Origin of the sequence: Bacillus sp. RIT 809 (assembly GCF_016892495.1) — a bacterium.
Classification (GTDB): Bacteria; Bacillota; Bacilli; order Bacillales; family Bacillaceae_G; genus Bacillus_A; species Bacillus_A cereus_U.
Map to the genome: position 1 here is coordinate 99,583 of NZ_JAFEMR010000002.1, position 26,903 is coordinate 126,485.

A 26,903-nucleotide genomic window follows, 5' to 3' on the forward strand; every position below is an offset into this window, starting at 1 on the left:
TCGAATTAAGATAAAGGTAGTTTTATAGCTAGTGTAATATCGTGAATTAGAGGCCTATCTCAGAGGAGATAGGCCTCATTGTGTTCATTGAATCATTGGAAACTGCTTTTCAAAAAATTTTCCTTTGTATGTTTTTAGTGAATTGTTAAAAGTGAAAAGCAAGATGTCTAAAAAATACGACAAGATGTTGATTGTAGAAGTGTTTTTACATACGTATAATGTAACAAAATAGCTTGCTAAACGGGCGATTCAAGTATGCTAATAGCTTCTTCGGAGAAAGCAAAACGTATATTAGAATGGTGGTTATCCCATACGTCTGTTCATAAAATTATAAAAAGTACATAGAACTTGCATCGTAACAACATAAACCGCTATAAAGTTAGAGGAGGTATATACTGATGATATATCAAGCTATCCAGCAGTTAATTGATAGTGCAATTGAAGTTCAATTGATTGAACAAGAAGATGCAATATATACAAGGAATAAAATCCTTTCCTTACTTCGTTTAGATGACTTTGTAGTGGAAGCGTCAGCGCCTGCAAAGAAAGCAATTTCGGAGTTATTGGAAGAGTTAATTGAATATGCTTGTATGCATAAAGTCATTGAGGAAGTACTGGACGAGAAGGAAATTTTAGCAAGTACAATTATGGACGTTTTTATGTCCAAACCGTCCGCTATCAATGCTCTATTTTATGAAAAATACGAAAAAAATCCGAAGGCTGCGACAGATTACTTCTATGAATCAAGTAAAAACAGCAACTATATCCAAATGAAGCAAATTGCCAAAAATATAAATTATAAAGTAAATACGGAATACGGTACCATTGATATAACGATTAACGTATCAAAGCCGGAAAAAGACCCAAAACAAATTGCAAGAGAAAAAGTATTGGAAAGTACGAGTTATCCAAAATGTTTACTCTGTATTGAGAATGAAGGATATATGGGCAGAATTGGACATCCTGCACGCTCGAATCATCGTATGATTCATATGGAACTTACAGATGAAAGATGGTTTCTACAGTATTCTCCGTACATATACTACAATGAACACTGTATTGTATTGGCCTCAGAACACCGAGATATGAAAATTGACCGTCAAACATTTTTACGTTTGTTAAAATTTGTAGAAAAATTCCCACATTATTTCCTTGGTTCCAATGCAGATTTGCCAATTGTAGGAGGATCTATTCTAACACATGACCACTATCAAGGTGGAAACTATGAATTTTCTATGGCAAATGCATCGAACGACCTAATCTTTGAACTAACCAACTTTCCAGCAATCCAATGTTCTATTGTTAAATGGCCCATGTCAGTTATTCGCTTAAGAAGTAACGATATAGAACAAGTAGTAAATGCAGGGGAGTACATATTAGAGAGGTGGAAGGGATATAGTGACCCTTCTGTTAATATATTGGCATTTACGAATGAAATTCCACATAATACGATTACGCCGATTGCACGCCACCGGAATGGCATGTACGAATTGGATCTTGTTTTGCGAAACAATTGTACAAGTGAAGAACATCCGCTGGGTATTTTCCACCCTCATGCGGAAATACAGCATATTAAAAAGGAAAATATCGGCCTGATTGAAGTAATGGGGTTAGCTGTACTTCCTGCCCGTTTAAAAACAGAGCTTCAGGAAGTGGGAAAATTCTTACTTGATATTCCAAGTGATATTCCATCGTATCATATACGATGGACAGAACAATTAAAAAACAAATATGGCAATCGGATAAATGAACAAAATGTACAGGATATTGTAAAAGAAGAAGTGGGACGGAAATTTGTACAGGCGCTTGAAGATGCTGGTGTTTTTAAACGAGACGAAGAAGGGATATCGGCGTTTAAACGTTTTATTCAGACTTTAAATTAGGAATGGCCAGAGGGAAATAGAGAATGGTAAAAGGAAATATTTGAAGCAGAAAAGGAAGGGACCTGGTAGTTTTACGGTGATTACAAAATTATCTAATTATATGATAGGGGAGGTAATAATATGGGGAATTGTGAGCATAAGCAACTACGGGAATTGAAACAGGTGGGTGGTCCTATATTAATGCTGTGTATAAAATGTAATCAAATCCTTAAAGTGTCAAAAGGACCCAGTGCAAAAATAAAGTAAAAAAGAATTAAGCGCATGTATTCCTAACGGGTGAAAAAGTAATTGTGGGATCATAAATATTTTGTGTAAATGGTTTTGTAGCTAATTTATAGCACAGGGCTGTATATAGTAAGTATGATGGAATATACGCGGGCGGTAACATTGCAGGAAATGGATGATTTAGCAGTGGAGTAATTGGAATTAATAATGCCGAGTGGTGAGAATTCAATTGGTGCTTTACTAAAGCATATAGCGTTAGCATGGTTATTAAATAAAGAAGGAATTGATACTGTTATTCCTGGCGGGAAGCGAGCAGAGCAGATAAGAGAAAGTGTAAGAGCGGTGGACGTTTTATTGAATGAACAGGATATGCGGCAAATTGAATATACATTAGAAGATTAGAAGGGAAGAGGTGAGTATTTTAACGCTGAGCTTCTTTTCTACAAAAAAATAAAAAATCCCTACAGAGATAGGGATTTATATATCGGTATATAGTTCCTTGGAAAAGGATATACTTAGCTTACTATACTGGAGTGCGTATGTTTGTGAAATAGATGTGAAAGTAATGTGAAAAATGGCGTAATAAAAAGCACTGTTTTAGCTAAAACAGTGCTTTTCTCTTTGATTGCACAGTTGCTGCATTTTCATCGTGTATGCCTGCTTCTTCAGCAATTCGTTTTTTTACTTTATTTAATAGATGGTCTACTGCTTCACCAAAATAATTAGCTTCGCTTTTTGTGCGGGCTTCTCGTAAACATTTATAGTTTTCTAGCAGTTCCTCTTTTTCGGAGTTTGTTAAGAAATCTTCTATTTTCTTTTTTGTCATACGAAACACCCTTTCTTCTGACAAACGACGCAATAGAAAATATTTATTTTTCATTATAACAATAATTTTTAAAGAAAGTATAGATTAACGTCGTAATAATTTGTCAATTTCTTGAATTTTCTCATCAGCTTTCCCAATTTGTGAATTTTTAGCCTGTTCACCACCTAGAGCTTGATGAAGTAAAAATGTTTGGCCTGAAATAGCGGTTACAATAGATACTTTTATTATTTCTTTAATTAAGGTGACATCGAATAAAACAAGTCCAAGAAGTGCAGCTAGGCTACCGGTAAATATATCGGTTAAAAACCCAAAGTGGAAAAACGTTTTTAAACGGCGTGGAAGCAATAACTTACCTTGGTTATTGATCAGATGGGAAACGAAGCCAGTAACGCCACCAACAAGAACAGCAGTTAGCCATTGATACATTTCCATCGAATCCACTCCTTTTAGTGAATAAGATTCGTTTACTAAATATATATTCCTTTTTAAATTTTATATAAGCATATTGAGAAAGTTTGTTCTGGCTAATTGCTTGTTCAATTTAATTATAACAGAAAAATCTGATATATTTCAGTCTATTATATGAAGCCTTTTTTCATTAATATGAATTCAGAAAGGGGTGCGTGAAATGTATATAGATTATCGAATAAGAAGTGTAGATGGTTATACAAAAAATATAGGGGAACTTGTAAGTATGATGGAGCATACGCGGGCAGTAACATTACAGGAAATAGAGGATTTAGCAGTGGAGCAATTGGATTTAATAATGCCGAGTGGTGAGAATTCAATTGGTGCTTTACTAAAGCATATAGCGGCTATAGAAAAAGCCCATCAGCTTATTTCTTTTCAAAATCGTGATTTTACAAAAGAAGAATTAGAAATATGGGAAGATGCACTGTATTTAGGGGAAGCGGGGAGATCTATCCGTGGTTATGAAATACAGTATTATGTACAACTTTTACAGAAAGTTCGAGAGGAAACAATAGAGTGTTTGAGACAACAGGATGATGAATGGCTAATGTCAGAAAGAAAGTGGCCTAATGACGTAGCGTATAATCAGCACTACCTTTGGTTTCACGTGCTAGAAGATGAAATTAGTCATCGTGGACAAATTAAAATGTTAAAAAACAAGTTATTTGAAAATTACGTTAAATGATGTAGCTTTTTAATGAGATATTCCATATAATGAGAGTAATTAAAATTAGAACGGAGTGATGTATTATGGCGAATATGACTGATATGAATAATAAATCAAATACAAAGGTGGATGGAAAGGGCGATATTATATAAGATAGTTCGCAATCCTTCCACTTAGTACAAACTAGGGAGGATATTTATTTGAATCAAAATATTTTAGAATCGTTCGGCTGGGATTCATTTTTTGAAGAGCAAGCTGTAGAGAAGAATTATGAAGTAGGGCGTATTTTACTTGAGCATAAGCATATATATCGGATTATTTGTAGTGACGGTGAATATATGGCAGAACTGTCTGGGAAGTTTCGGCATGAAGCGTTAACGAAGGGGGATTATCCGGCAGTTGGTGATTGGGTGTATATAAAGAAAATAGAAAATGAGAAAAAGGCAATTATTCACCGTATTTTTCCGAGAAGAAGTTCTTTTTCAAGACAAGAAGCTGGTAACAGAACTGAAGAACAAATTATCGCAACAAATGTAGATTATCTATTTTTAGTGAATGCACTTAACCATGATTTCAACGTAAGAAGGATGGAACGTTATTTGCTGGTGGCTTATGAGAGCGGTGCAATGCCTGTTATTGTTTTAACGAAGAGTAGTTTATGTGAAGATGTGGAACAGAAAATTGCAGAAACTGAAGCGGTAGCAATCGGTGTTCCGATATTTGTTGTTGATAGCTTAGTGTATGTCGGAATAGAATCATTGCAACAATTTGTTTCACCAGGAAAAACAATTGCTTTAGTTGGATCTTCAGGTGCAGGGAAATCTACTTTGTTAAATGCATTAATAGGAACAGATGTAGCAAAAACTGGAGATATACGTGAAGAAGATAGTAAAGGAAGGCATACGACAACTCACCGTGAATTGTTCCAATTACCGAGTGGCGGTTTAGTAATTGACACGCCTGGTATGAGGGAACTTCAGCTTTGGGAAGGAAGCGCGGCAATTCAAACTACATTTTCCGATATTGAAGATCTTGCAAATACTTGCCGCTTTCGAGATTGTAAACATGAAGGTGAACCAGGATGTGCAGTGCGAAGTGCTATAGATAACGGAACTATACCCGTAGAGCGCTTACTAAGCTATAAAAAACTGCAAAGAGAATTGGCATATGTTATGAGAAAACAAAACATTACTCTGGCAAGAGCGGAACGAGAGAGATGGAAAAAGGTTTCTAAACAACATAAAAAAATGTAAAAAACCAAAGGGCTTGTTCCTTTGGTTTTTTTGTATTTGTAAATTTTATAATAATGTTATTCGTATATATAGACAAAAGAAATTAATTTGTTTAAACTTTACAAAGTGTTCATCAAAACAAGTTATAAAAATAGAAACTAAGGAATGGAATATATTCAAAATTAGCTCTATTTAATCTTTAAAGCTTAATATTGAAATGCAGGAGGTTTATAATGAGTAAACTAGTAAGTTGGTTTAGAAATATGAAAGTAGCAAAAAAGCTATTAATTTCATTTTTTGTTATATTAATTGCGGCAGTCTCTATTATTGGGGGCATGTCGTATCAAACAGCTAAAAAGAATTTTGAATCACAAATTATGAGTAGCGCTCAGGATAATATAAAAATATTGGATAATTTAATCAATCAAATGATTGAAGCGAAATTCAACGATGTAAATAATTTTGCACGAGTGATTCATAGTGATATGTATCAAGGAGATAATCAGGATGAACTAAGGAAAACATTATCCCAATATATTAGTTTGAACAAAGATGTAGAACAAGTGTATGTCGCTGGAAACGATAAAAAATTTGTACAAGAACCAAATATACAAATGGCAGCAGATTATGATCCAACAGCGCGTTCTTGGTATAAAGATGCAGTGAATAAGCAAGGTGGAATTGTTGTCACTGAACCATATAAGGCAAAAGGGAATGGACATATTGTCGTAACAATCGCAAAACAAACTGAAGATAAAAATGGTGTTATTGCGGTAGATTTAAGTTTAGATAATTTATTAAAAACAACAAAGTTAATCAATATTGGTAAAAAAGGCTATGCTTTCATTTTAGATGGAAAACAAAAAATAATTGCTCACCCTCAAGAAAAATCGGGTGACAAGGCAGATGATTCTTGGGGAAAGAAAATATACGAAGATAACCATGGCACTTTTTCATACACTTATGGTGGTAGTGAAAAGAAAATGGTATTCGCGACAAATTTAAAAACAGGTTGGAAAATTGCGGGGACGATGTATTCAAATGAAGTAGTTGAAGCTGCTCAACCTGTATTTTATAATATGTTAATTGTAATGTTTATTTCATTAGTTGTAGGCGGAGCGCTTATTTATTTCGTGACACTTTCTATTACCAAACCTTTAAAACAATTAGTTGTCACTTCTAAAGAAATAAGCGAAGGGGACTTAACTCAAACGATTCAAATACATTCAAATGATGAAATTGGACAACTTGCTAAAGGTTTTAATGAGATGACTCATTCACTACGTACATTAATTGGAAGAATTAATACTTCAGCGGGGCATGTTGCAGCTGCATCTGAAGAGTTAACAGCAAGTGTGAGACAGGCGAGTGAAGCGACTGAACAAATTACATCAGCAATGGATGAAATATCAAGTGGTGCAACGACGCAAACCGCAAGCGTAGAAAATGGTGCTATGTTACTGTTTGATGTAACAGAAGGGATTCAGCATGTAGCAAATAGCTCATCATCTATTAATACTGCTTCTGCTCACACTCGCGAAAAAGCAGAAGATGGCGGAAAGCTAGTTGGAAAAACAGTAAATCAAATGCAATCTATTGCGGAATCTGTTTCACAGTCAGATGCTGTTATTCAGTTGTTGAATAACAAATCAAAGCAAATTGGTGATATTTTAGAAGTCATTCAAAATATTGCAGATCAGACAAATCTTCTAGCTTTAAATGCAGCAATTGAGGCTGCAAGAGCTGGTGAGCATGGAAGAGGCTTTGCAATCGTTGCTGATGAAGTACGAAAATTAGCAGAACAATCTAGTGTATCATCAAGTGAAATTAGTAAATTAATTTGTGAAATACAAGACGATATGAGCAAGACAGTAAAGTCTATGAATAATGTAAATGAAGAAGTGCAATCTGGACTTGTTATTGCAAATGAAACGAAACAAAATTTTGCTGAGATTTTACAATCTACAAATGAAATTGTTGATCAAATTAAAACGATGGTTGAAACGGCTAATGGAATGTCAAAAGGTGCAAATGAAGTATCCATTTCAGTTGGCCAAATTGCAATGACAGCACAAAATAACGCGACGAGTACACAAAGTGTTGCAGCGTCAGCTGAGGAGCAGCTAGCTTCCATGGAGGAAATTGGTTCTGCAGCTGGTACACTAGCTCAAATGGCTGAAGAGTTACAAGTATTAATTGAAAGATTTAAAGTATAAAAAGGGGAGGCTGTCTCAAAATAGCATTAGTGCTATTAGAGACAGTCTTTTAGCTGATAAACGGATTAGAGGTTCAATGTATGTAATGTTTGTCGAAAAATAGAGGAATTTGTTAAGCGGGTGTATAATTAATATAATATAGACTACGTTTAAAGGAGATCGGTATGGGAGTGTATTGGGGAACGAAAAGACATTCTTGGCTTAGCCATGTCTCGTTTTGGTTAAGTATTTTATTCTTTGTTGCTTTTTTAATTGAAGTGTTTGTATTTAAAACACTTTCAAATAGTTCATTACAAATTGTTAAATATCTTTATTTGATATTTGTCCCATTAAATATCATTCTTAGTTTAAGGTTATTATCTAAGAAGAATGAAAAGAAAATATTACCGATTTTTAGTTTAATTGTATCACTATTATTTGCCAGTTTAATTATAGTGTTAGCATTAGTAGCTACAGGAAAAGTCTTATGAGGAGAGTGATATAAATTACTCTTCTTTTTTGTGTTTTTTGTAAGAGGTATAAGTAGTGTGTAGGAAATAAGGAAAGTGATAAGTTATCAGTAAGAGGACGTATTAGTGAATAGAGAGTGAACTGAAAATACTATATGTTTTGTATGTGTATATAAAGCAAATGAGTGCGGTAAGATTCGTGATATATGGTACAATAAACATGGATAGTGATAGAGATAAAGGGTATATAAAATACTCATCGTTTTTTAGTAAGAGAGGGGTTATCTTATGCTATACGAGGATTTGATGACATTATTCCAAGCAGCTCCGATAGAATTGGATAGAGGCGGCTGGAAATATATAATCCAGGAACAAAATGATAATTATGAAATTGTTGATGAAATGTTAAAAAAGCAAATGAATGTTGAATTGTATTTTAATGAGTATGATGAGGTGAAAATCACTTTATATAAAGATGGAAGCCCTATTACTACTATGCAAAGAATTGCTATTTCAAAAGTTGAGTTAGATGAAGAGGAAGAAGGCATTCAATTCGTATTAGAACGCATGCCAAGTCGAATGATTCGTTTGCAATTAAAGCCATACCTTGCAGTAGAAATGGGGCCGTACTGGGAAGTATGTGAAGACTGTGAATGAACATGAAAAAACATCCGTATACACGGATGTTTTTTCATGTTTTTTGAAGTTGTTTAAAGGCAATAATCGGTAGTAAAATGATGCTCACCCAACCGATAATAGGGTATAGAATATGAAGTAATTCACTATATCCAATGAAACTAAAGCAATAACTAATTAGTAATATGAAGTAAATAATGTTATTACTTTTCCATCCGGTAATGGATTGCATTTGTTTTGTCATTCCGAATATATTCCCAACTAATGTTGTGAATACTTCACCAAAAATGATAAGAACAAAGAAAAAATGGAAAGTTGCATTAAACCTTCTTACAACTTCAGCCATTGGGATGTTATATTGATAAAATTGATCAACTGATAATATTGCTAAATGGCTACATAATAAAATAAAGCAAAGTCCCGCACCTCCTAAAATGCCACCCCATAAAATAGCTTTTCGATCTTTTACTTCACTGGCCAATGGGACGAGAACACTTTGGGCGAGAGAAAGATTTAATGCGACATATGTAATAGGGCTAGTAATCCATTTCATATTCCAACTTTCTGTAGGAACAGTTTCAATAATAGGAGTTGTACCATGAATAAAGGTTGTAATAGCAAGTCCGATAATGAAAATCATCATAATAGGTACGACAAGTGTGTTCACTTCAAAAACACCTTGTAACCCTCGGCTCCCAATAATGAGGCAGGCGATGACTGTGATGAAAATACCAAGTTGTCTCGGGAGACGGAGTTGTTCTTCAAATACCGCCCCGGCTCCTGATAACATAACGCTAGTTACGCCAAATAATACGAGTAATAATAAAGTATTTACAACATTTCCAAATACATCCCCAAATAAATATTTGTTAAATTCTTGCGCTGAAAATGCCCCGATCTGTGATGAAAGTAACATCATCTTTGTACCGAGCCAAATAAAAAAAAATCCACTTATACATATGCCAATGGTCCCGTACAATCCATTAACTGTAAAAAATTCAACAATTTCTCGTCCAGTAGCAAATCCAGCTCCAACGACAGTTCCGATATAAGTAGCAGCGACTTTCTTTGCTACTTGCCATTGTTGATTGTCCATGTTATCCCTCTTTCTTCTATGATGAGCTTGACTTACTATTATGCATATGTGTGAGCTTGGACAATTAGACATATGAAGTAGTTGAAAGAATACATGAATTATATGAGAGTAGGGAAATATTAAAGGTGTTAAAACCTTGTTACATGTAAGCTGTTTATTCGGAAGAATAGGGAATGTATGGTAAAATGACGTTAGGTTATTAAAAGATAGTAACATGATAAGAGGAGTGGATTGTATGAGTACGAAAACAAATGTTGTTGAAGTATTAAACAAGCAGGTAGCAAACTGGAATGTATTATATGTGAAACTGCATAATTATCATTGGTATGTGACAGGACCACACTTCTTTACATTACATGAGAAATTTGAAGAGTTTTATAATGAAGCAGGAACGTACATTGATGAGTTAGCAGAGCGTATTTTAGCGTTAGAAGGAAAACCGTTAGCGACAATGAAAGAGTACTTAGCAACTTCAACTGTAATCGAAGGGACAAGCAAAGAGTCTGCAGAAGAAATGGTACAAACTTTAGTAAACGATTTTTCTGCACTTATTCAAGAATTAAAAGAAGGTATGGAAGTAGCTGGTGAAGCTGGTGATGAAACGTCAGCTGATATGCTATTAGCAATTCATACGACATTAGAACAACATGTATGGATGTTAAGTGCATTCTTAAAATAAACATAAATTGATTACAGAAAAACTCTATCGAAAAATTCTTTCAATAGAGTTTTTTATAATTTTTCAGTTTTCTTTTATGCTATAATATAGTAAAAAGGAGGCGATACGATGTTTCGCTTTTTCAGAACTGGAAAAGAAGATAGGGAAATTACGAAAGATGAATTAGAACAAGCGATGGCTAAGTTTCTAGAAACGAATGCTAATATCGTTTATACAGTCTTAGTAAATGATGATTACACAGTAAATTATGATTTGTTAAAGCCTTATTTACCTGCATTTCCAACAAATTTTTTTCTGATAACGAAGGAAACGCTTGAAGTATTTGAACATACAGAAGAAAATTTAAACCTAGTTAAAGAAATTGATATCGTACAAAAGGCCGTAGATCAATATGTAACAGAAAAAGAAATGTTCCCAATTGTTGAAGATAGCGAAGATCGCCTCATATGCGGAGTGAAATTAGGACCATATTTAAATCGTATATTAAAAAGAAACTTATATATTTCAGAAAAGCATTATTTAGTTTCAAGTAAACCAGATAAGAAAAAAAGAATAGTGGGTAAGATGTTATGAGAACAACAATAATATATTGTTGTCTTTTTTTTGTTAAAATATTGATTTTTCAGTTTATTTCGTTTTATACTACAACCAGTGGATAGGAAGGAGTGGTGTATTATACGTATACATACATTAATTATTAAATATCATTCTGAGAATCAGGTATTGTTAAGTTGAATTGTAGAATTCACCTACTTATACCGTGACCCTAGAATGATAGGAAGATTGGAGAAACAATTATTATAAAAGGTTACGGGGGAATTTCTATATGAAAAATAGTATGACTTATATTAAGTTATTAAATGAAACGTTAGATTGTTATGCAAATAAAGGAAGTTTTGAGGCGTATTCTTACATAATGAAAAACGCTAAAGATGTAATGGGTAATGAAGCACAAATATATAATTTTAAATATGCGTTAGCAAGTGCTGCAGGACTTGAAGAAGAAGCGATGTATTTAATGAAGGAAGCCATTATAGAGAATGGATTTTGGTACGGAAGTGAGTATTTAATTTCCGATGATGATTTAAAACCACTACATAAATTTGAAGAGTTTCATAGAATGGTTCAATTATGTAAAGAAAGAGAAGAATTAGCAAAGAAATCGGAACAAGCAGACCTGAAATATAAATACAGCAAACAAAATGAAAATCTACTACTAACACTGCATGGGGATCAAGAAAATATACAAATAATAGAACCATATTGGAACTCTGTAATGGAACAAGGTTTTATGCTGGCATTGCCTCAATCTTCCCAAATTCAATTTTCAGATGGATATGTTTGGGATAATATCGAAAGAGGAAGAGAAGAGTTAAAAGGACATTACAATAAGATTAAAGTGAATAAAACATTTGGAAATATTATTATTGGTGGCTTTTCTGCTGGGGCAAGAGTAGCGTTACATTCCATGTTACAAGGTGAAATAGAAGTGAACGGTTTTATTTTTGTGGCACCGTGGCTCCCGGAAATGGAAGAATGGGAAGAAATGATTGGAATATTACATGATAAAAGCATAAAAGGATATATAATATGTGGGGATCAAGATGAAGATTGTTTCGAATGTACACAGCAATTTGTAAAGTTATTAAAGGATAAAAATATAGAACATAAGTATAAAGTTGTGCCTAACTTAAATCATGATTATCCTCATAATTTTGAGGAGTTATTAAAAGAAGCTATTGAATATATAGGAAGCAAAAACAATTGATTGGTAGTAAGAAAGGGAGATGCATCATATGTGATGCATCTCCCTTTCGTTATTATAAATTAAAAGCGTCTGCCAATAGGCGATAAGAGTTTAATTTATGTTCAAATTGATGAGTAATCGTGACAATCATAAATTCGTCAGTATTATACGCTTTGCTTAAGTTTAATATTTTTTCTTTCACAGAAGATGGATCACCGACGATCATACGTTGACGATTTTCTTTTATGCGGAATAGATCATAAGCACTATACGAATAATTTTGAGCAGTTTCGATAGAAGGAGTACCAGTAGTCCGTTTTCCTTGTTCTAATAGTAAAATCGATAAATCAAGGCTTGATGCTATCTTCTCCGCGTCTTCATTTGTTTCTCCGCAAATAACAAAAATAGATACGATTGATTTTTGTTTATCACCTAAATAGGAAGGTTGGAATTGTTCTTGATAAGCCCTCATTACTTCAGGGCCACCGTATCCGTTAATGAATTGTGCAAATGCAAAAGAAGCGCCTTGCTTTGCGGCAATCATTGCACTTTCTCCGCTAGAACCGAGCATCCACATTTCAGGAGATGTTGGGATAACTGGAGTAGCTTTTAAATTTGCATAATGATGGTTTTCTGGTACTTGATCATGTAAGTACATAGCAACATTTGCAATTTGTTCTGGATATTGATCAAGTGAGACCATTTTACCTTCTTGAAGTGCGCGAGTTGCTATCGGCATACCACCAGGTGCTCTCCCGACACCAAGGTCGATGCGGTTTGGATAAAGTGCTTCTAGAACGCGGAAATTCTCGGCAACTTTATATGGACTATAATGTGGCAGCATAACACCACCAGAACCAACTCTAATACGATCAGTTTTCGCGGCAATATGTGAAATGAGTATTTCTGGACTTGAACCAGCTAAGCTAACTGAATTATGGTGCTCGGATACCCAAAAACGTGTGAATCCGAGTTTCTCAACTTCTTGTGCAAGCGTAACTGTATGTGAAATAGCTTGGGCTGCTGTGCTACCATCTGAAATAGGTGATTGGTCTAATACACTTAATTTGATCATAGAATATACCTCTCAATCTTAATGTACATTCTATTATATATTTACTTACGAAAAATGCGTAGTGAAATGCTCACACAAAAAAGAGGGTGATATTATATCCGCTTTTAACGAGAAAATCCTCGTTCATAATGATTCATTTCGACTAAGTTTAATATATATTCGTAGTTATCAATCTCAAGTTTTAGTTGTTCACGTTCTTTTTCAGATAGTTTCATACTACTAAGTTTGTTGCATAGTTGTTCTTTCTTTAATTCTAAATGCTTTTTTGTAGTGTGGTAGTCGTAAGTATGTTTCATTTATCTAACTCCTTCCTTACCGTTTCCTTATTATATGAAGCATGGGGAGATGCGAGAGCTATACCTTATGTATTTTTAGTGAATATTCCAATTGCTATGGTGTTATGTTTATAGGAACTTATGAATAAAATGCACTAAACCACTAATGCATATTTTATCCCGCATTAACGGGCAGTAAAACTCCCACCTCAAAATGCGGCTGGAGCAAAGAAGGTAGGTGGGAGATCAACTGCCCGTAAACGCCCGATTGGTTCAACTAATAATCAGTGGGGGATGAACAAAACCCCCACTGATTAAAGTTTCACTTTATGAAGTAAGGGGTGGAATTGTGCAGAAAGATATAATGTTTAACACTGAGATGGATGAAACGTTAAAAGTTATAGATAAAGGATTGAAGAAGACGACACACCCGAAACAAATTATTGTAGTAGGGGCTGGTATGGCGGGATTAGTTTCGGCATCTTTATTAAAGGCTGCGGGACATCAAGTGAAGATTTTTGAAGCAAACAACCGGGTAGGTGGCCGTATAGAGACAGTTAGAATGGAAGATACCGGATTATATTTAGATGTTGGAGCAATGAGAATTCCGTATTCGCATACATTAACGATGGCATATATAAGAAAGTTTGGGCTACAGGTGAGCCCTTTTATGAATAGGAATGAGACAGATATCATCTACGTAAATGGTCGGAAAACGACATTAAAACAATACGAAAAAGATCCAAGTATTTTAAGATATCCCGTTGAAATGAATGAAGTTGGGAAAACATCTGAAGAATTATTATTATTAGCAGTACAGCCAATTATAAATTTTATTAAAAAAAATCCAGATAAAAATTGGGATATTGTAGTAAAGGATTTTGGGAGATACTCTACAGGTCAATTTTTAAAGTATCATCCTTATCAATATAATACGTATTTTTCACCGGTAACGATCGAGATGATTGGTGTTCTATTAGATTTAGAAGGTTTTTTGGAAAGGTCATTCGTTGAGACGTTACGATTTTTATACATTATGCAAGAGGAAAGTGGATTTTGCGAAATAATAGGTGGGAATGATAGATTACCAAAGTCTTTTTTACCACAATTAGAAGAAAATATTATATATAATCAAAAATTAATGAAGCTTCATCAACAAGCCAATAGTGTAACAGCCTATTACCGAAATGAGGAAACTTTTGAGTATAGTAGTATAACTGGCGATTTAGTTATTGTTACAATTCCTTTTTCAACAATGCGCTTTGTAGAAGTAGATCCATTTGATTCGATATCTCATGCGAAGTGGAAAACAATTCGCGAATTGCATTATATGCCAGCTACAAAAATAGGAATTCAATTTAAAAGTCGTTTTTGGGAGGAACAAGGGCAATTAGGTGGGAGAATTATAACAGATCTTCCTATACGTTATGCTTATTATCCAAGCCATGGAATCGGTTCAAAGGGACCAGCTATTATGCTTGGGAGTTATACGTGGTCGTATGATGCGTTACTATGGGATGGTTTATCAAAAGGGGATCGTATCTATTACACACTACAAAATTTAGCAACAATATTAGGTGGTCAAGTATATGATGAGTTCATGTCTGGAATATCAAAAAGTTGGACATTAGATCCATATGCACTTGGAGGATTTGCTCTTTTTCAAGCAGGTCAAGAATCTGAATTACAGCCAGTCATTGTGAAACCTGAGGGGAGAATATACTTTGCTGGAGATCATACAACGCTGTATCACGGATGGATTCAAGGTGCGATTGAATCCGGAGTTCGTGTGGCAGTAGAGGTGAATGAGTAAAAAGTGTAAAATTCAGAAAAAACTTTACTATATATCTTGAGATGGATATTATTAAATATAAAAGAATTATGGGGAGTGTTTACTTTGAATCCATTGTTATTCGATTTTCCTTCTGAATTTTATACTGAAAGGCTTTTAATTCGAATGCCAAAACCAGGTGATGGTAAAGTTGTATATGAAGCAATTCAAGCTTCGATGAAAGAATTAAAGCCTTGGATGGTCTTTGCACAAAAAGAGCAAACAGAGGAAGAAATAGAAGAGAGTATTAGAAAATCACATATTCAATTTTTGCAGCGAGAAGATTTGAGGTTACTAGTGTTTTCGAAAGAAACCGGCGAATTTATTGCATCTGCCGGATTACATCGTATTAATTGGGATATACCTCAATTTGAAATCGGGTATTGGATTGATTCAAGGTGGAGTGGAAAGGGCTATATGGTAGAGGCGGCAAAAGGTATAACGGAGTATGCTTTCACTGAACTGAAAGCAAACCGGGTAGAAATTCGTTGTGATTCTCTAAATAAGAAGAGTAGAGCGATACCTGAGAAATTAGGTTTTAAATTAGAGGGGATTTTAGAAAGTGCGAGTGTTGCGGTAGATGAAAATGGATTAAGAGATATGTGTGTATTTGCAATGACGAGAAATACATATGAAAAAGAAGAGCTGTAAAGTAACGGCTCTTCTTTTTGTACATTATGGGACAGGATGTCCGTTAGAGCTTTCGAAAATTGTAAACCATTGTTGACGGTCTAAGTTAACTTTTGTTGCCATTGTAGCCGTTTTTACTCGATCTAATTTGCCAGAGCCAACGATTGGCATCATTTTAGCTGGATGAGCAAGTAACCATGCATACATAACAGTATCAATGCTATCAACGCCTAGCTCAGTAGCGATTTTTTGTAAAGTTTCACGTAAACGTACAGCACGTTCAGTTTGGCCAGTAAAGATTTCTCCACCAGCAAGAGGTGACCAAATCATTGGATTGATTCGTTTTTCTTGGCATAAATCAATCGTACCTTTTTCAAAATGCTCAAGCTGCATCGCAGATACTTCAATTTGATTTGTAATGAGCGGGAAATCTAAATATGAACTTAACATATTAAATTGAGAAGGTAAAAAGTTAGAAACACCGAAGTGACGAACTTTTCCTTCTTGCTTTAAGCGTGAGAACGCTTCTGCCACTTCATTTGGGTCCGTGAATGGATCAGGGCGATGAATGAGCAATACATCAATATAATCTGTATGTAAGTTTTGTAATGAATCCTCCGCGCTCTTTATGATATGTTCAGCACTCGTATTGTAGTGAGCAACATATCGCTCTGGAAATTTCGGTGATGGGGGAGCGATTCCACATTTTGTGATAATTTGCATGTTTTCGCGTAAGGAAGGCTTTAATTGTAACGCTTCTCCAAACAATCCTTCACATGTATATCCGCCATAAATGTCAGCGTGATCAAAAGTAGTAACTCCCATATCCATACAAGATTCAATAAAAGAAAGTAATTCTTGTTTCGTCATATTCCATTCTGCTAAACGCCAAAACCCTTGAATAATACGAGAAAATTCTAGTGTTTCGGCCATTTGAACTCGTTCCATTATAAGTACCCCCTTGATGAATGATAATGTTTTTGAAAAGGCTTTCTTGCTACATATTATTATATAGTTACAGGGTCGTACATACAATAAATATGTTTTGCTACAAAAACGATTTTTTCTATATGCTATAATGTAGAAACATAGAGCTATAAGGAGAGGTAAGAAATGATTCCAGTAACAATATTAACGGGTTTTCTTGGATCAGGGAAAACGACATTATTAAATCGAATTTTATCAGAGGATCACGGTAAGAAATTAGCGGTGATTGTAAATGAAATAGGGCAAATTGGTATCGATAATCAATTAATTATGAACGTTGAAGAAGAAATTATGGAAATGACAAACGGTTGTCTATGCTGTACTGTGCGTGAAGATTTACTCGTTGCTTTAAAACAATTACTGGACGTAAAAGCAGAAGGGAAAATGGACTTTGATGGTTTAGTAATTGAAACAACGGGTCTTGCAAACCCAGGTCCGATTATTCAAACTTTCTTTTTAGATCCAGTTATTCAATCAGCGTACCAAATAAACGGTGTTGTAACAGTTGTAGATAGCTACCATATACATAAACATTTTGAAAAGGGACTAGAAGCAAAAGAACAAATTGCATTTGCTGATGTTGTGTTAGTTAATAAATTAGATTTAATTGAAGAAAATGAGAAAGAAAATCTCTTGCACGAACTTCAAGGAATTAACCCGACTGCAAAGTTAATCGAGGCGACTAACTGTGAGGTAGATATTCCATCATTACTACAAATTCAAACGTTTAAAACGAAAGATACGTTACAAATTTACCCTCATACAGAACATAACCATCTAGAAGGTGTAAAATCGTTTGTACTACGTGAAGAACGTCCGTTAGATTTACAAAAATTGAATGAATGGATGTCAGCTGTCGTTCAAGAACTAGGGGAGTATTTATATCGCTACAAAGGAATTTTATCTATTGATGGAGTAGACAAACGTATCGTTTTCCAAGGTGTACATACACTGTTTGCTGCTTCGTACGATAGAGAGTGGCAAGAGGGCGAAGAGCGAGTGAGTGAAGTAGTTTTCATCGGAAAAGATATTAATAAAGAATGGTTCCAAGAACATTTTGAAGAATGTGTGAAATAAGTCTGCGTAAATCGCAGGCTTATTTTTTATGAGCATTTCAATGAGATAATACTAGATTGCAAAAATGAAGTATATAAGGGGAAGAAACTAAAAATAGAAAATATAACATTGATAAACGTATAAATACAAGCCTGTTCTCACAGGCTTGTATTTTCATCTATTAGTAATTCCATTACAACACCTACAACTGGGCCCTCATCATCAATATCCCCATTTAAGCGGAATCCAAATGACTCATATAGTCCCATTGCGTGTTTGTTGTCTGGATGTAAACTTAAATAAATTATTTTACATTCAAATTTTTGTTGTAAATATTGGATTAGTAAACGAAGGAAACGTTTTGCATATCCTTTTCCTTGAAAATGCTGATCAATCATAAAACGATCTAACCATACGCTTTCATGCTTTTGGGAATACCAACCGTACATTGCGTATCCAACGAGTGTTTCTTTGTCATATAAGCCTACTGACGTTCCGTTTTCTTCATATAATGATTCTGCTAAAGAAAACGCATTGCTTTCAATAAATTGCTGCTGGTCTTTTGCTACGTCTAAAGCAGCAACTGAACGCCAATTATTTGCTGTTACTTCACAAATGTGAAGATTCATAGTTCCAACTCACCTTCTAAATTATTATAGCTTAAAAGCTAATATGGATAATTTTACTTGTTATTTCGGTCAAGTCAAGGATAAATACATAAAAAGGCAGCTGAATGACATATTCAGCTGCCTAGAAAATATAGTTGATTAGCTTGTTGCTTCTTTTAAAGTATTTACGTTTTCTTCCATTAATGTGAAGTAATCTTTATTGTTCTTTGCATCATCCTCAGAAATAGTAGCAAGGTGATTTAAGCGTAAAATTTTTGTACCTGTTTCTTTTTGAATAACTGATGCTACTTTTGGAGTAGAGAATGTTTCAAATAAAATATATTTTAGACCGTGCTCTTTTACTGTGTTTGTAATGTCAGCAAGCTGTTTTTGGGATGGTTCATCAGATGCTGAAATTCCAGCGATTGGAATTTGTTTTAAACCGTATCGTTGTTCCCAGTAGCCATAAGCTGCATGTGAAACTAATATTTCTTTCGTTTTTGCATTTGCAACAACAGCTTTAAATTGATCATCTAAATCAGTAAATTTTGTTTGTAGTGCTGCAAAGTTTTTTTCGAACTCTTTTTTATGTTCAGGCTGTAATTCTACAAGTGCATTTTTAATTTTTTCTGCTTGTTTCATCGCAAGAGTAGGATCTATCCAAACGTGTGGGTCTTTATCGTGATGATGTTCATCTTCTTTATGACCGTCTCCATGATCGTGCTGCTCTTCTTCAGATGAAGCACGAAGTTCGATATCTTTAGATGCATTTACAATTTTTACGTTTTCTTTTTTTAATGATTTTTCCATTTTTTCGGCAAATGGTTCTAATTCTGCGCCGTTATAAACAAATAAATCGGCTTTCGCAACTTGTACAGTCTGCTTTTGACTTGGTTCAAATGTATGAGAATCCGCACCAGGTGGGTAAATTGTTTCTACATTTACATAATCACCACCGATTTTTTTTGCAAAGTCAGCGAGTGGGAAAATGGTTGTATAAACAGAAAGTTTCCCATCTTTTTTCGCTGCACCATCTTTGTTGTTAGAACATCCAGCAAAGATGAGTGTGAAAATAAGTATAAATGAAAATAGAGCTAATTTTTTAGGCATATAATTCTCCTCTTTTCTTTTTTACAATTATATTTTCTCCAAATATAAGAAGAAAATATCGTCTTAATACAAAACGGAATAATTACGTTTTAGTTTGCGAACCTAGTATAATACATCTTTATGAAAGTTGCAATAAATAATAATCATTACGATTTGTTTTTGTTATAAATTTGTCAAAAAGAACGGTATTAATTTGTATGATTGGTGCATATGTGACAATGTTACTTTCATATATTGGGAGGGAGCGGAAAAAAAGGGGATGAGTGCTTGGGTTACTTTATGGAGGCTATCTTATTAATACTTGCCGTAGTATTGCCATTATCTTTTGTTTTAATTTTTTTAAGGAGATTAATAAGTAATTTAGGAGATGCTACAACAATTACGAAATTGCCAGCGGAAGAAAAAGAAAAGAAAAAAGAGTAAGTAAAGCACTATGCATACGCATAGTGCTTTACTTATGGTAAAATGGGGGAACGGAAACTCCTGTTAGCGACGATTAGCTATAGGAGAGAAAAGTAAATAAAGAGGTATGCATATATATGAATGAACGAACAGCGTTAGTACTTGGTGCAAGTGGATTAGTTGGACAAGAAATAACGCGTCTATTACTTGACTCAGATTACTACGATTCGGTTACTATTTTTGTAAGGGAACCATTACAATTACAGCATGAGAAATTGCAGCAGAAACAGGTGGATTTTTCAGTATTAGAGGAATATAAAGAATTTTTTGCAGTAGATGATGTTTTTAGTTGTTTAGGAACAACGATAAAAAAAGCGAAGTCGAAGGCGAATTTTAAAAAAGTAGATTATGAATATACATTGCGAGCTGCCTGCTTAGCTGAAAAACAAGGCGTGCAAAATTTTCTTGTTATTTCATCAATGGGAGCAAATCCTAAATCACTTTTCTTTTACTCGCAAGTGAAGGGGAAAATGGAAGAGGAGCTGAAAAAGCTAGTTATTGGAGGCATACATATTTTCAGGCCGTCATTATTAGTAGGAAATCGACAAGAATATCGTTTTGGGGAAAGAATGGCCGAGAAATTATCTCGTATTCTTCCGTTTATATTTAAAGGGGCTTTTAAAAAGTATAAACCAATTTCAGCTAAAGATGTGGCGAAAGGAATGTATATAACAGCGCTGCGTGAAGAATCTGGTATTCATATTTATAGTTCAAACGATATTATAGAGATAAAATAAATAAAACCGAGAAGAATAACTTCTCGGTTTTATTTATTAGATTTAATGTTCCCGGGTACTCGTCGGTACTGATATGGTTCTTTTGATTCAAAGCCAAGTTCATTGGCTGCTATTCTTGGGAAGTAACTCGCGTCCGATAAAAATTTGCTCTGTTTGTGATCCGGTTGTAATTAATCCTACCGCACCAGTTGCGATGTTAATATGCTCCTTAATTGAATTTTCTTGCATTTTCTTTTTTGTTTCTCTAATAAAACGCTTATACGAAAAATTTCGTCTATTCGTGTTACAATAAATGATATGTAATGAATTGGAGGATGACATATGTACCAGGCTTATTATGATAGTGAATTAGGTTTGTTAGAAATTACAGCGAACGAAGAAGGAATTACGTCTGTTATATTTGTTGATGAAAGACAAGAGGAAAATACAAATGGAATGATAGATCAATGTATAAATGAGCTGGATGAATATTTTAAAGGAGAAAGAAAAGAGTTTACAGTTCCATTGTCTGCTGAAGGAACACTATTCCAAAAGAATGTATGGGATGCACTTTACACTGTACCATATGGCGTAAGTGCTTCATATTTAGATATTGCGGAGAAGGTTGGTAATACGAAAGCTGTACGGGCGATAGGAGGGGCAAATAGCCGGAATCCAATTTCAATTATCGTTCCATGTCACCGTGTAATAGGAAAGAGTGGAAAACTTGTTGGGTATGCGGGTGGTTTATGGAGGAAAGAGTGGTTATTGAAGCATGAAGGCATTTTAAAATGAAGTATGGATGGAAAGAGGGATTGTTTTGAAATGTATAAATTGTGGGCGACCTTGTATTAATGATCAGTTGAATTGTGCGAATTGTCAAAGAAACTTGCATAATGAACAAGGTGAAGAAAGCTCGCTAATAGACAAAGAATTAGAAGTATATGTAGGGAGACAATATCCATATTACAAAAGAAAATGGGAGCTTGAGAATAAGCGAATTGCTAGGTGGAGCTGGAATGGTCTGGCTGCTATTTTCAATGTAGGTTGGCTTGGATATCGTAAGTATTACTTACCTGCTGCTTTATTTATACTGTTATTAGTAGCATGTGATGCATTTTCTTATTATATGGGGTTCAACGTAGCATTGCCAATCATTAATATGGTGCCTCTCACGTTTTTATTACTCGTTTTCATTCTATTTGGGATGGGGATTTTTGCAAATGGATTATTTTATCAATTTGCAGAAAGGCGTATATATCGAATAAAAGCACGGGGAATTAAAGATGAATCGGTTGAAAATTATCTCATCCATGATAGTGGTGGAACGAGTAAAATGGGAGCAACAATTGTTACTATTTTAGCAGTTGCTAGTATTTTTTTCAGTCATTTCTTTTTTCCGACTGATCGAGATATTATACAAAAAGTACGTACAAGTTCGCTTTATGAATATCCGTTCTTTTCGATTGGTGAATCGTTTGAAAGCTATTTTCAAAATTCAGGGTGGATATATTATCGTGGTTCGGAAGGTATGGAATTAGTAGAATTTCAAGGATACAGCCCAGGGATGCCAAGACAAAAAGTTACAATTCAATTTATTGTTGATTATAAATTGAGTGAAATTGAGCCATACTCCCTTACGATTAATGGTGAATCTAAAAATGAAGAAGAGTTTTTGAAGATGATGGAAGAAATATTCAAGGTTCAAAATCCGTTTGAAATAGAGGATGGATTGCAAGTAAAAATGATAGAAAAAGAAGCGGATGGAAAGAACTCTCTATCTGCTTCTTTTTTATTTGTGAAAAATAATATTTGAAATAATCTGAATCTTTTGTATAATAATATATATTATACTGGCTTTCATTTATACATATAGATTGGGGGAAGGAAGAATGAAGAGAAAGGTAACAACGATTGCTGTAGTCGCATTATCGACTAGTGTATTAGTTGCAGGTTGCGGAAATGGGGAGAAGGCATCTACAACGAAGAAAGAAGCAGGTAAGGGAGTAGCGGATAAGCAAGTATTAAATTTATTAGAAACAGCAGAAATTCCTTCAATGGATACATCAAAGTCAACAGACTCTGTATCATTCCGGGCCTTTGTAAATGCAATGGAAGGGTTATATCGTTTAGATAAGGATAATAAGCCAACGCCAGGTATGGCAAAAGATGTGAAAATTAGTGAAAATAAAACAACATATACATTTGAATTACGAGATGCAAAGTGGTCTAACGGAGATCCAGTTCGAGCACAAGACTTTGTATATGCTTGGCAACGCGCATTAGATAAAGCAACTGCTGCTGAGTATGCATTTATTTTATTCGATGTGAAAAATGCACAGAAAGTAAATAAGGGAGAATTACCGTTAGATCAATTAGGAGTTAAAGCGAAGGATGATAAAACGTTAGTAGTAGAATTAGAACAACCAGCACCGTATTTCCTTGAGCTTACTTCATTCCCAACATTTTTCCCTTTAAATGAAAAATATGTGAAAGAACAAGGGGATAAATACGCATTAGAAGCAGATAAACTATTGTACAATGGACCATTTACAATGAGCGAATGGAAACATGAACAAAGTTATCAGTTAAAGAAAAACCCTAATTACTGGGATAAAGATACTGTAAAGTTAGAAGAAATTAATGTAAGTGTTGTGAAGGAAACAAGCACAGGAGTAAATTTATACGATAGTGATCAAGCAGATCGAGTTATTCTAAGTTCTGAATTTGTTGACAAATATAAAAAGAGTAAGCCAGATGAATTTAAAACGAAGCTAGATCCACGTATGTATTTCTTGCGCTTTAATCAACAAAATGCAACATTTAAAAACCAAAAAGTTCGTGAAGCAATTGATTTGGCATATGATAAAAAGGGAATTGCAAATGTTATTTTAAATGATGGCTCATTACCAGCATATTTCTTAGTCCCTGAAAAATTTACGACAGGGCCAGATGGAAAAGACTTCCGCTCTGTAAATAAAAATTTCCGTGATAGTCAAGATAATGCAGCGAAAGCAAAAAAATTATGGGAAGAAGCGAAGAAAGAACTTGGTCAAGATACAATAACAGTGGAATTCCTAAATGATGATAACGGTAGCCGTAAAAAAGTGGGCGACTTTATTAAAGAAGAGTTAGAGAAAAATTTACCGGGTCTAAAGGTGAATTTAAAACAACAACCATACAAACAAAAATTAGATTTAGAGAAGAAGTTACAATATGAATTCTCGTTATCTGCATGGAGCCCAGATTATCCAGATCCAATGACTTATATTGATATGTTTATTACAGGAAGCACATTTAACGAAATGGCCTATTCTAATCCGAAGTATGATGATTTAGTAGCGAAATCAAAAGGAGAACTATTAAAAGATGATGCAGCACGCTGGAAAGCACTTGCAGAAGCTGAAAAAATCTTGATTGGTCAAGATGCTGCAATCTCACCTGCGTACCAGCAAAGTACAGCTTATTTAGAGAAGCCGTTTGTAAAAGGTATTGCAAATCATACGTTTGGTGGGGACTTTAGTTATAAATGGGCGTATATTACAAAAAAATAGTACAATAAAAGATGAGTGAATTTTCACTCATCTTTTATTGTATAAGGAGGAGCTATAGTTGTTAAGGGGAATCAATCATCTTTGTTTTTCAGTTTCAGATTTAGAAAAATCTATTATATTTTACGAAAAAGTACTAGAAGGAGAGTTATTAGTTAAAGGGAGAAAACTAGCGTATTTTAACATATGCGGAGTATGGATAGCGCTTAATGAAGAGGCACATATTCCGAGAAATGAGATTCATCAATCTTATACGCACATTGCATTTTCTGTTGAACAAGAAGACTTTGAACGCCTACTGCAGCGATTAGAAGAAAAGGAAGTTCATATTTTACAAGGAAGAGAACGGGATGTGAGAGATTGTGAATCTATATATTTTCTAGATCCAGATGGTCATAAATTTGAGTTTCATTCAGGGACATTGCAAGATCGTCTAAATTATTATAGGGAAGAGAAACCTCATATGACATTTTACTAAGGGGGGAAGAAGTTGCATGCACTTGTAATTGGTGGAACAGGAATGCTAAAGAAAGTTTCTATGTGGCTTTGTGATCAAGGGTTTCATGTTTCTATTATTGGACGAGATAATGCGAAATTGGAAAATGTTAAGCAAGGGAGTTCTGTACCGGGAAATATTACGTGCCTTCCTTTAGATTATCAAAATGACGATGCTGTAAAGCAATCTATTACAAATACAATTGAACAAAATGGTCCAATTACATTAGTTGTCGCGTGGGTACATTCGGGTGCTAAGCATGCATTACGACTCATTTGTAATGAAGTTGAATTGTCATCGGAAAAGTATAGTTTATTTCATATATTAGGTAGTAGTGCATCGCGTACGAAGTCACAAAAAATAGGCGGGGCATTATGTAGTTATTATAGAGTTATATTAGGGTTTATTTTAGAAGATACATATGCAAGGTGGCTTACTCATGAAGAGATAGCTGACGGAGTTATAAAAGGAATTGAAAGTAAATGCACGGAATGGATTGTAGGGAGAGTAGAGCCGTGGGGATTGCGGCCAAAATGGTAAGGGGGAAATGGGAAATGAAGACAACGGTATATGTAACAAGGCATGGTGAGACGGAATGGAATGTAGAAAAGCGGATGCAAGGGCGCAAAAATTCAGCATTAACAGAGAATGGTATGATGCAAGCGAAACAATTAGGGGAGCGTATGAAGGAGTTGCCACTCCATGCCATATATAGTAGCCCAAGCAAAAGAACGCTTCATACTGCTGAATTGATTAAAGGAGAACGCAATATTCCAATTATAGCAGATGAACGTTTCTATGAAATAAATATGGGGACATGGGAAGGGAAAACAATTGCTGATTTGGAAATGCAATATCCAGAAGAAGTACATTTATTTTGGAATGAACCACATCTTTTTCAATCAACATCAGGGGAAAACTTTGCGGCCGTTCATAAAAGAGTAATTGAAGGGATCCACTTTCTTTTAGAAAAGCATAAAGGTGAAAGTATTTTAATTGTCTCTCATGCTGCAGCAGCGAAATTACTTGTAGGGCATTTTGCAGGTGTTGAAATTGAACATGTATGGGGAGAGCCATTTATGCATAGCGCGAGTCTTAGTGTGATTGAATTTGATGAAAATTTTGGTAAAGTAAAACAATTTGCAGATATAAGCCATTTTCAGTAAACGTAAAAAAGGCCGCAATGCGGCCTTTTTTGGTGGGTATAAAAAACTAGCAAGAACGCTTTTTATACCAGAAGTGATCGAATTTTTTATTTTTGCAAGATGAGGACTTGTGTCCGCTACCTTTGCAATCGTCCCATTTGTGCCCGTCATCGTGACAGTCCTTACCATGATCCCGCGAATCATCACAAGAACCATGATGGCTATGAGGGAAAAATACACATTTTTTACAGCAACATCGTTTTGTCCAGAAACATTTCTTTTCAAAGCGAACGCATTTTGTAACGAAAGTACAATGTTTCACGCGAGTACGTTTTGTAACTAAAACGCATTCTTTTCTACGAGTAACTTTCGTAACGAATGTCCATTTTTGAACGCGTACACGAGTACATTTCGTAACGAATGTCCATTTTTTTACATGAGTACATTTTGTAACGAAAGTACAATGTTTCACGCGAGTACATCTTGTTCTTGGACATTTATGCCCTGTTGTACATTTACGTCCTGTTGTACAGTTACACCCTGTTGTACATTTATGATGAGAGAATTTATCATCATCACAATCAAAAGTACTTGGATCTTGGTGTAAGAAATCCTCCATACCAGCACTTTTGATTTCTTCAACAGCTTTTCTAATATCACGTTTCATAGAAATCCTCCTTATCGAGTTTTAAATTGAAAAGGTATTCTTTTTCCTTAACATGATATGAGATTCGGCTTCTTTCTGAACAGGACAAGAGTGTAATTTTATATAAATAGATGATAGCGGATGTATGGACAAGACAAGGCGCATACATTGAATGAAGAGAACAGAGA

Annotated in this window: 29 protein-coding genes and 2 pseudogenes; 21 read left to right on the forward strand and 10 right to left on the reverse strand. The window is 34.6% G+C overall.

All coding sequences use genetic code 11. The features are described from left to right. Positions 1 to 398 precede the first annotated feature (398 nt). Positions 399 to 1,883, forward strand: a complete 1,485-nt coding sequence (gene galT / locus JTF23_RS02775; RefSeq protein ID WP_204208043.1) for a UDP-glucose--hexose-1-phosphate uridylyltransferase — start codon at positions 399 to 401, stop codon at positions 1,881 to 1,883. A 465-nt stretch (positions 1,884 to 2,348) separates the two neighbouring features. Continuing rightward, positions 2,349 to 2,510 (forward strand): annotated as a pseudogene (locus JTF23_RS02780) (aldo/keto reductase); the annotation flags it as partial. 199 nt (positions 2,511 to 2,709) lie between these two features. On the opposite strand, the gene JTF23_RS02785 reads toward JTF23_RS02780, so the two are convergent. Both JTF23_RS02785 and JTF23_RS02790 read right to left on the reverse strand, forming a co-directional pair. After that, positions 2,710 to 2,934: a hypothetical protein gene (locus JTF23_RS02785; RefSeq protein WP_204208044.1), complete on the reverse strand. Its 225-nt coding sequence runs from the start codon at positions 2,932 to 2,934 to the stop codon at positions 2,710 to 2,712. Positions 2,935 to 3,018: 84 nt separating this feature from the next. After that, the gene (locus JTF23_RS02790) at positions 3,019 to 3,366 is read right to left on the reverse strand and encodes a DUF4257 domain-containing protein (protein ID WP_002158224.1); all 348 of its coding nucleotides are present in this window, start codon (positions 3,364 to 3,366) and stop codon (positions 3,019 to 3,021) included. 196 nt (positions 3,367 to 3,562) lie between these two features. Here JTF23_RS02790 and JTF23_RS02795 point away from each other — a divergent pair, with 196 nt between their 5' ends. The 5 genes from JTF23_RS02795 to JTF23_RS02815 all read left to right on the forward strand — a co-directional run bounded on the left by JTF23_RS02795 (position 3,563) and on the right by JTF23_RS02815 (position 8,626). Then, positions 3,563 to 4,090, forward strand: a complete 528-nt coding sequence (locus JTF23_RS02795) for a DinB family protein (RefSeq protein WP_204208045.1) — start codon at positions 3,563 to 3,565, stop codon at positions 4,088 to 4,090. Positions 4,091 to 4,272: 182 nt separating this feature from the next. After that, the gene (rsgA, locus tag JTF23_RS02800; protein WP_204208046.1) at positions 4,273 to 5,325 is read left to right on the forward strand and encodes a ribosome small subunit-dependent GTPase A; all 1,053 of its coding nucleotides are present in this window, start codon (positions 4,273 to 4,275) and stop codon (positions 5,323 to 5,325) included. 212 nt (positions 5,326 to 5,537) lie between these two features. Further along, the gene (locus JTF23_RS02805; RefSeq protein ID WP_016104600.1) at positions 5,538 to 7,520 is read left to right on the forward strand and encodes a HAMP domain-containing methyl-accepting chemotaxis protein; all 1,983 of its coding nucleotides are present in this window, start codon (positions 5,538 to 5,540) and stop codon (positions 7,518 to 7,520) included. 164 nt (positions 7,521 to 7,684) lie between these two features. After that, positions 7,685 to 7,990, forward strand: coding sequence for a hypothetical protein (locus tag JTF23_RS02810; protein WP_204208047.1), 306 nt, complete (start codon positions 7,685 to 7,687; stop codon positions 7,988 to 7,990). A gap of 267 nt (positions 7,991 to 8,257) precedes the next feature. Continuing rightward, complete coding sequence (locus JTF23_RS02815; RefSeq protein WP_002118522.1) at positions 8,258 to 8,626, forward strand: DUF3979 family protein; 369 nt, start codon at positions 8,258 to 8,260, stop codon at positions 8,624 to 8,626. A gap of 34 nt (positions 8,627 to 8,660) precedes the next feature. Here the strand turns inward: JTF23_RS02815 and JTF23_RS02820 are convergent, their stop codons facing one another. Continuing rightward, positions 8,661 to 9,701 (reverse strand): YkvI family membrane protein, encoded by a 1,041-nt coding sequence (locus JTF23_RS02820; protein ID WP_002158216.1) that lies wholly within the window; start codon positions 9,699 to 9,701, stop codon positions 8,661 to 8,663. A 235-nt stretch (positions 9,702 to 9,936) separates the two neighbouring features. Between JTF23_RS02820 and JTF23_RS02825 the strand changes: the two genes are divergently transcribed. From JTF23_RS02825 to JTF23_RS02835, 3 genes are all read left to right on the forward strand, one after another. Next, positions 9,937 to 10,380 carry a Dps family protein gene (locus tag JTF23_RS02825; RefSeq protein ID WP_002200786.1) on the forward strand — a complete coding sequence of 148 codons (444 nt, stop codon included), beginning with the start codon at positions 9,937 to 9,939 and terminating at the stop codon, positions 10,378 to 10,380. A gap of 108 nt (positions 10,381 to 10,488) precedes the next feature. Beyond that, positions 10,489 to 10,953 carry a DUF3939 domain-containing protein gene (locus tag JTF23_RS02830; protein ID WP_002158214.1) on the forward strand — a complete coding sequence of 155 codons (465 nt, stop codon included), beginning with the start codon at positions 10,489 to 10,491 and terminating at the stop codon, positions 10,951 to 10,953. Positions 10,954 to 11,206: 253 nt separating this feature from the next. After that, complete coding sequence (locus JTF23_RS02835) at positions 11,207 to 12,148, forward strand: alpha/beta hydrolase (protein WP_204208048.1); 942 nt, start codon at positions 11,207 to 11,209, stop codon at positions 12,146 to 12,148. A 52-nt stretch (positions 12,149 to 12,200) separates the two neighbouring features. On the opposite strand, the gene JTF23_RS02840 is transcribed toward JTF23_RS02835, so the two are convergent. Then, positions 12,201 to 13,202 carry an LLM class flavin-dependent oxidoreductase gene (locus tag JTF23_RS02840; protein WP_204208049.1) on the reverse strand — a complete coding sequence of 334 codons (1,002 nt, stop codon included), beginning with the start codon at positions 13,200 to 13,202 and terminating at the stop codon, positions 12,201 to 12,203. 104 nt (positions 13,203 to 13,306) lie between these two features. Beyond that, positions 13,307 to 13,498, reverse strand: a complete 192-nt coding sequence (locus JTF23_RS02845; protein ID WP_204208050.1) for a DUF3896 family protein — start codon at positions 13,496 to 13,498, stop codon at positions 13,307 to 13,309. Positions 13,499 to 13,826: 328 nt separating this feature from the next. Between JTF23_RS02845 and JTF23_RS02850 the strand changes: the two genes are divergently transcribed. Both JTF23_RS02850 and JTF23_RS02855 read left to right on the forward strand, forming a co-directional pair. Continuing rightward, positions 13,827 to 15,290: a flavin monoamine oxidase family protein gene (locus JTF23_RS02850; RefSeq protein WP_204208051.1), complete on the forward strand. Its 1,464-nt coding sequence runs from the start codon at positions 13,827 to 13,829 to the stop codon at positions 15,288 to 15,290. 84 nt (positions 15,291 to 15,374) lie between these two features. After that, positions 15,375 to 15,959: a GNAT family N-acetyltransferase gene (locus JTF23_RS02855; RefSeq protein WP_002200781.1), complete on the forward strand. Its 585-nt coding sequence runs from the start codon at positions 15,375 to 15,377 to the stop codon at positions 15,957 to 15,959. Positions 15,960 to 15,983: 24 nt separating this feature from the next. Here JTF23_RS02855 and JTF23_RS02860 read toward each other — a convergent pair whose 3' ends face one another. Further along, entirely contained in the window at positions 15,984 to 16,886 is a 903-nt protein-coding gene (locus JTF23_RS02860; protein ID WP_204208052.1) for an aldo/keto reductase, read from the reverse strand. Positions 16,887 to 17,051: 165 nt separating this feature from the next. Here JTF23_RS02860 and JTF23_RS02865 point away from each other — a divergent pair, with 165 nt between their 5' ends. Then, positions 17,052 to 18,002 (forward strand): CobW family GTP-binding protein, encoded by a 951-nt coding sequence (locus JTF23_RS02865; RefSeq protein WP_002158207.1) that lies wholly within the window; start codon positions 17,052 to 17,054, stop codon positions 18,000 to 18,002. A gap of 137 nt (positions 18,003 to 18,139) precedes the next feature. On the opposite strand, the gene JTF23_RS02870 is transcribed toward JTF23_RS02865, so the two are convergent. Continuing rightward, positions 18,140 to 18,610 (reverse strand): GNAT family N-acetyltransferase, encoded by a 471-nt coding sequence (locus JTF23_RS02870; RefSeq protein ID WP_016104610.1) that lies wholly within the window; start codon positions 18,608 to 18,610, stop codon positions 18,140 to 18,142. 138 nt (positions 18,611 to 18,748) lie between these two features. After that, positions 18,749 to 19,699 carry a metal ABC transporter substrate-binding protein gene (locus JTF23_RS02875; RefSeq protein ID WP_204208053.1) on the reverse strand — a complete coding sequence of 317 codons (951 nt, stop codon included), beginning with the start codon at positions 19,697 to 19,699 and terminating at the stop codon, positions 18,749 to 18,751. A 267-nt stretch (positions 19,700 to 19,966) separates the two neighbouring features. On the opposite strand from JTF23_RS02875, the gene JTF23_RS02880 reads away from it, so the two are divergent. Next, positions 19,967 to 20,122 carry a hypothetical protein gene (locus JTF23_RS02880; RefSeq protein ID WP_157383767.1) on the forward strand — a complete coding sequence of 52 codons (156 nt, stop codon included), beginning with the start codon at positions 19,967 to 19,969 and terminating at the stop codon, positions 20,120 to 20,122. Between the two features lie 116 nt (positions 20,123 to 20,238). Next, the gene (locus JTF23_RS02885; RefSeq protein WP_002200778.1) at positions 20,239 to 20,898 is read left to right on the forward strand and encodes an oxidoreductase; all 660 of its coding nucleotides are present in this window, start codon (positions 20,239 to 20,241) and stop codon (positions 20,896 to 20,898) included. Between the two features lie 29 nt (positions 20,899 to 20,927). On the opposite strand, the pseudogene JTF23_RS02890 reads toward JTF23_RS02885, so the two are convergent. Beyond that, positions 20,928 to 21,111 (reverse strand): annotated as a pseudogene (locus JTF23_RS02890) (NADPH dehydrogenase); the annotation flags it as partial. Positions 21,112 to 21,219: 108 nt separating this feature from the next. Between JTF23_RS02890 and JTF23_RS02895 the strand changes: the two are divergent. From JTF23_RS02895 to JTF23_RS02920, 6 genes are all read left to right on the forward strand, one after another. Continuing rightward, positions 21,220 to 21,672 (forward strand): methylated-DNA--[protein]-cysteine S-methyltransferase, encoded by a 453-nt coding sequence (locus JTF23_RS02895; RefSeq protein ID WP_078181209.1) that lies wholly within the window; start codon positions 21,220 to 21,222, stop codon positions 21,670 to 21,672. A gap of 25 nt (positions 21,673 to 21,697) precedes the next feature. Then, positions 21,698 to 22,693: a DUF2628 domain-containing protein gene (locus tag JTF23_RS02900; RefSeq protein ID WP_204208054.1), complete on the forward strand. Its 996-nt coding sequence runs from the start codon at positions 21,698 to 21,700 to the stop codon at positions 22,691 to 22,693. Between the two features lie 76 nt (positions 22,694 to 22,769). Continuing rightward, positions 22,770 to 24,431 carry a peptide ABC transporter substrate-binding protein gene (locus tag JTF23_RS02905; RefSeq protein ID WP_204208055.1) on the forward strand — a complete coding sequence of 554 codons (1,662 nt, stop codon included), beginning with the start codon at positions 22,770 to 22,772 and terminating at the stop codon, positions 24,429 to 24,431. Between the two features lie 58 nt (positions 24,432 to 24,489). Beyond that, positions 24,490 to 24,906 (forward strand): FosBx1 family fosfomycin resistance bacillithiol transferase, encoded by a 417-nt coding sequence (fosB, locus tag JTF23_RS02910; protein WP_002158165.1) that lies wholly within the window; start codon positions 24,490 to 24,492, stop codon positions 24,904 to 24,906. A gap of 12 nt (positions 24,907 to 24,918) precedes the next feature. After that, complete coding sequence (locus tag JTF23_RS02915; RefSeq protein WP_204208056.1) at positions 24,919 to 25,464, forward strand: short-chain dehydrogenase; 546 nt, start codon at positions 24,919 to 24,921, stop codon at positions 25,462 to 25,464. Between the two features lie 14 nt (positions 25,465 to 25,478). Next, positions 25,479 to 26,090 (forward strand): phosphoserine phosphatase 1, encoded by a 612-nt coding sequence (locus tag JTF23_RS02920; RefSeq protein ID WP_204208057.1) that lies wholly within the window; start codon positions 25,479 to 25,481, stop codon positions 26,088 to 26,090. Between the two features lie 46 nt (positions 26,091 to 26,136). On the opposite strand, the gene exsB is transcribed toward JTF23_RS02920, so the two are convergent. Beyond that, entirely contained in the window at positions 26,137 to 26,736 is a 600-nt protein-coding gene (exsB, locus tag JTF23_RS02925; RefSeq protein WP_204208058.1) for an exosporium protein ExsB, read from the reverse strand. Between the last annotated feature and the right edge of the window lie 167 nt (positions 26,737 to 26,903).

Coding starts and splice junctions, on each gene's coding strand:
- galT (WP_204208043.1), top strand. CDS start 399: ATGATATATCAAGCTATCCAGCAGTTAATTGATAGTGCAATTGAAGTT.
- JTF23_RS02785 (WP_204208044.1), bottom strand. CDS start 2,934: ATGACAAAAAAGAAAATAGAAGATTTCTTAACAAACTCCGAAAAAGAG.
- JTF23_RS02790 (WP_002158224.1), bottom strand. CDS start 3,366: ATGGAAATGTATCAATGGCTAACTGCTGTTCTTGTTGGTGGCGTTACT.
- JTF23_RS02795 (WP_204208045.1), top strand. CDS start 3,563: ATGTATATAGATTATCGAATAAGAAGTGTAGATGGTTATACAAAAAAT.
- JTF23_RS02805 (WP_016104600.1), top strand. CDS start 5,538: ATGAGTAAACTAGTAAGTTGGTTTAGAAATATGAAAGTAGCAAAAAAG.
- JTF23_RS02810 (WP_204208047.1), top strand. CDS start 7,685: ATGGGAGTGTATTGGGGAACGAAAAGACATTCTTGGCTTAGCCATGTC.
- JTF23_RS02815 (WP_002118522.1), top strand. CDS start 8,258: ATGCTATACGAGGATTTGATGACATTATTCCAAGCAGCTCCGATAGAA.
- JTF23_RS02820 (WP_002158216.1), bottom strand. CDS start 9,701: ATGGACAATCAACAATGGCAAGTAGCAAAGAAAGTCGCTGCTACTTAT.
- JTF23_RS02825 (WP_002200786.1), top strand. CDS start 9,937: ATGAGTACGAAAACAAATGTTGTTGAAGTATTAAACAAGCAGGTAGCA.
- JTF23_RS02830 (WP_002158214.1), top strand. CDS start 10,489: ATGTTTCGCTTTTTCAGAACTGGAAAAGAAGATAGGGAAATTACGAAA.
- JTF23_RS02835 (WP_204208048.1), top strand. CDS start 11,207: ATGAAAAATAGTATGACTTATATTAAGTTATTAAATGAAACGTTAGAT.
- JTF23_RS02840 (WP_204208049.1), bottom strand. CDS start 13,202: ATGATCAAATTAAGTGTATTAGACCAATCACCTATTTCAGATGGTAGC.
- JTF23_RS02845 (WP_204208050.1), bottom strand. CDS start 13,498: ATGAAACATACTTACGACTACCACACTACAAAAAAGCATTTAGAATTA.
- JTF23_RS02860 (WP_204208052.1), bottom strand. CDS start 16,886: ATGGAACGAGTTCAAATGGCCGAAACACTAGAATTTTCTCGTATTATT.
- JTF23_RS02865 (WP_002158207.1), top strand. CDS start 17,052: ATGATTCCAGTAACAATATTAACGGGTTTTCTTGGATCAGGGAAAACG.
- JTF23_RS02870 (WP_016104610.1), bottom strand. CDS start 18,610: ATGAATCTTCACATTTGTGAAGTAACAGCAAATAATTGGCGTTCAGTT.
- JTF23_RS02875 (WP_204208053.1), bottom strand. CDS start 19,699: ATGCCTAAAAAATTAGCTCTATTTTCATTTATACTTATTTTCACACTC.
- JTF23_RS02885 (WP_002200778.1), top strand. CDS start 20,239: ATGAATGAACGAACAGCGTTAGTACTTGGTGCAAGTGGATTAGTTGGA.
- JTF23_RS02895 (WP_078181209.1), top strand. CDS start 21,220: ATGTACCAGGCTTATTATGATAGTGAATTAGGTTTGTTAGAAATTACA.
- JTF23_RS02905 (WP_204208055.1), top strand. CDS start 22,770: ATGAAGAGAAAGGTAACAACGATTGCTGTAGTCGCATTATCGACTAGT.
- JTF23_RS02920 (WP_204208057.1), top strand. CDS start 25,479: ATGAAGACAACGGTATATGTAACAAGGCATGGTGAGACGGAATGGAAT.
- exsB (WP_204208058.1), bottom strand. CDS start 26,736: ATGAAACGTGATATTAGAAAAGCTGTTGAAGAAATCAAAAGTGCTGGT.